4 protein-coding genes and 1 pseudogene are annotated in these 3,436 nt (G+C 53.3%); all 5 read right to left on the bottom strand.

Annotated features, from left to right (window positions below):
- Positions 1-192: pseudogene (locus ACOI1H_RS24345) on the bottom strand (DUF305 domain-containing protein); the annotation flags it as partial.
- Between the two features lie 202 nt (positions 193-394).
- Positions 395-1,207 (bottom strand): hypothetical protein, encoded by an 813-nt coding sequence (locus ACOI1H_RS24340; protein ID WP_422440805.1) that lies wholly within the window; start codon positions 1,205-1,207, stop codon positions 395-397.
- A gap of 371 nt (positions 1,208-1,578) precedes the next feature.
- Complete coding sequence (locus ACOI1H_RS24335) at positions 1,579-2,388, bottom strand: hypothetical protein (RefSeq protein ID WP_422440803.1); 810 nt, start codon at positions 2,386-2,388, stop codon at positions 1,579-1,581.
- A 212-nt stretch (positions 2,389-2,600) separates the two neighbouring features.
- Positions 2,601-2,942, bottom strand: a complete 342-nt coding sequence (locus ACOI1H_RS24330; protein ID WP_422440802.1) for a hypothetical protein — start codon at positions 2,940-2,942, stop codon at positions 2,601-2,603.
- Positions 2,943-3,146: 204 nt separating this feature from the next.
- The coding region (locus tag ACOI1H_RS24325) for an AI-2E family transporter (RefSeq protein ID WP_422440801.1) at positions 3,147-3,436 on the bottom strand (290 nt) is incomplete at its 5' end.

Genomic DNA, 3,436 nt, shown 5'->3' with positions numbered 1-3,436 from the left:
CCCACCAAAAATGGCAGCATTTATCATCTTACTGCGATACATCCCCAGCATGAAAGCCAGCATGACGATCGTCATGACGGCACCCATATAAAGCGCCATCCACATGCGCGTCTGAGAGAAATAGACGTGTTCGAGGGCAAATGTATTCAGATACATCAGGCCATACATCACGAACGTCGAGGTCGCGATCATTGCAAAAAACCGCAGATATGGCCCGCCATGACCTGACTTATCGTGTTGCCTCACCTTGTTCTCCAATATTCCGGTCCGGAACGCTCTGCGGATCAGCCTTTACCTGTAACGCGTCCGGCCGATCATATGTCCATGCATAAGACGGAATGAAAAGCCGGGGGCAGACATTGCTGCCCCCGACCCCGCGTATCAATTCATACGATCAGTTGTTCGAGGGCTCCGGGGCAGCCTCTTCAGTATTGCCCGACGTGTCGCTGTCAGAGGCGGCATCATTGCCGGACGACGTTGGCGCACTGTCACCGGGACTGCCCGAAGTGCTTCCGGATGTGGTCTGATCCTGCGATTGCTCGACCGGGTTACCGGTGGCATCGAAGAACACGACGTCGGCACCTTCCCGCAGGCCGGTCCGGATTTCCTGCAACGCCTGCTGCCGCAGATGTTGCTCGATCTGCGGCCGGACGTCGGCGAGCGGCGGAAGTTCTTGGTCGCTTTGTCCGCTGGCTCGATCATATTCCTGCTGAACAGCATCATCCGTCACGGCATTTGCCATCTCGCGGTCCATCCAGACCTGAACAATGGCATCGTCTTCAGCCGACTGGGTGGCACCTTCAACCAAAGCGATGACTTCAGGGTCTTCCGCCAAATTCTGAGCTTGAGCTTCTTCAAGTATCAGCTGACGCAGGATCAGCTGCTCCATGGCCAAAGGGACAAGCATTTCCGGCGGCTGCGTCTTGAGTTGCGGCGGCAACATATCGATGACCGTCAGTACATCGGACGACATGATGTTCGATCCACCGACCGACGCGACGACGACATCAGGCTGCGCAGCCGACCCGCTCTGATTGGTTGATGATGCAGATTGCTGCTGCGTCACATCACCGGATTGCGCACTCGGCGCATCGGTTTGTCCGGCACTCTCCTGAGTGTCCTGCGCAAATGCAAAGCCCGACGTGAACGGCAGGCCGACGATGGCCGCGATTGCGGCATTACGCAAATTTGAGTTCGACAGTTTCATATCGTTTCCTCTCTTTTGTTGCAGCAAACAAACAGAGAAAATGAAACTTTGTTCCGAAATGGATCAAAAAAAATTAGCGCAAGAAGAGTATGCATGTAATAGAAAAAACACACGATTCATTCACTTGATGCGGCCAAGTCCCGGTCAAGCGCGCCTAGAAATACGAATACGGTTGGACCAACGGGATCTTGGAGAGCCTCGATGCTATTGCCATCGGACTTGAATTGACCGGCAATAAGAAGGAAAGTTCGACAATGATTAGGAGCATAGCCGCTATCAAATCAGAATATAAAGATACGCCAGAGGCTATACTATGCTATAGCCTCTGATATAGAGTAACATGCCCGACAGTAACGACGTCGATTAGATCATCAAAAGTTATCGGCACATCGAATGACATAGAGACTGCCATCGACCTCGAGGAGATCAAGCGGTGGGTCGTAATCGAGTGCCGCACAGAATCGTTTCGCGATGTCGTCACAAGCAGAACCTTCCGAACCACAGGGAATTGGAAGATGCGAAAAGGCCTCGCCATCCTGAATCAGATCGGACGATTCAGCGTCACCCAATTCGGTGGTGTCATCAAGACCCACAGGGTCAACGACATCGTCGACGGCCACCTCTGTGCCCAGGTTCATCATTTCAAACAGGTCAGCGAGCCAGACGTCGCTTTCTTCGCCGATCGAGGCATCACCGTCTGCATCGACGATGCCAAATAGGCCGTCGCCAAAGTCTTCGCGTGCAAGGACGTCACGTGGCGTATCGAAACCGATCCGGCTGAGCAAACTCGTCTCCTGCCGCACGCGCATGAATTCGAAGGGAGAAATGACGCCGTCGCCGTCGGTGTCCCAATTTTCCACCGCGAGATTCACATCCGTTTCGCCAAACCACAGGTCGACCGCATCATCCCATTCGCTGACCGTGAGCTCGCCGTTGTTTGATGTATCCCACATATGGAAGACACCCTGCAAAACTTCGTCATCGTCCAATGTGGTATCTTCATTGACATCCCATTGATCGAATATTCCCGCGTCATCAATTCCACCGGCGAACTCTGACTCGTTCAGTACGCCATTGCCGTCAGTATCCCATGCACCAACATCCTGAGCTGAAACGCCCATTGTCAGAGCTCCGGTAATTGCGGCGGCGGACACGCCGCGCGATAGCATCTTGTTGAACATGGTGTTCCTCCTCGAAAACCAGCGATATATGCACAGGGTTGCTTTGGATCCGTAAAATCGACCATCTACTGAGTTCGACTTCGTTTCCGCCGTTTCTGTCAGCGAAAACACTGTGCCGGCGGCACTGATACGTCTGGAGTGGCAGTCGCAATCAGCAGGGCTTGATGAAGAGCGTAAGGCTGGCAGAGCCAGCCTTACGCAATGATGTATATTCAGACGTCCCAGAAGCCGCCGTCGCCCATGTCGTCGCCGACATCGCCGAACTCAGGCTCTTCAATCACGCCGCTTTCGTCATCATCGTAGGAATTGAACACACCGTTGTTATATTCATCCTCGTTGAGAGCGCCGTCGCCGTCCTCATCCCAAGTGCTGAATGCCGTTTCATCTTCACCGTAGTTGGTGCCCCAACCTTCGTTAAATTCGTCTTGGCTCAGGACGCCGTCGCTGTCGCCATCCCAGGCACCCATATCCATATCCTGCGCGATCACCGGCGATGCGGTGAGTGCAGCGAGAAAAGCGCCAATACCAGCAACCTTCGTGAATTCGATCCGCATTGTGTGTCTCCTTCATTTTGTTTTGCAGCATCATGCTACGGGTATGCAACGGTCGGTGGAATTGAGAGTTCCCCCGGTATTTGGTTTTTCCGACAAAATCCGGATCAAAAGAGGCTCAGATCGTAATAGTGCAATTACCCATATTGACCAAATTTCTCGCAAACTGGTATTTCTATTTTCGAGTCATAGACTTGGAAGTTGATCTTAATCTTGCGAGACACCTGTCTGCCGATCAAGGCTGTCGTAATCACTCGCATTACTGAGAAGAAGGGCGAATGGTCGTAGGGGGGGCACGAAGGCACAGACAATCATCGTAGCGATCGTGATGGGCACGGCCAGAATGGCACCTGCCACGCCCCAGACCCAGCTCCAGACGAGAAGCGTGATCAGAACGACCAAAGGCGATAGCGATACCTGCCGTCCCTGAACCCGCGGGTCGACGTAATTTCCGATGATCTGCTCGATGGCAAAGATGCCAGCCGCTATGATTGCAG

Source organism: Loktanella sp. DJP18 (assembly GCF_049310965.1).
In the GTDB taxonomy this organism is placed as follows: domain Bacteria; phylum Pseudomonadota; class Alphaproteobacteria; order Rhodobacterales; family Rhodobacteraceae; genus Loktanella.
The sequence above is the reverse complement of the archived record's forward strand: the minus strand, read 5'-3'. Positions and strand labels throughout refer to the sequence as shown.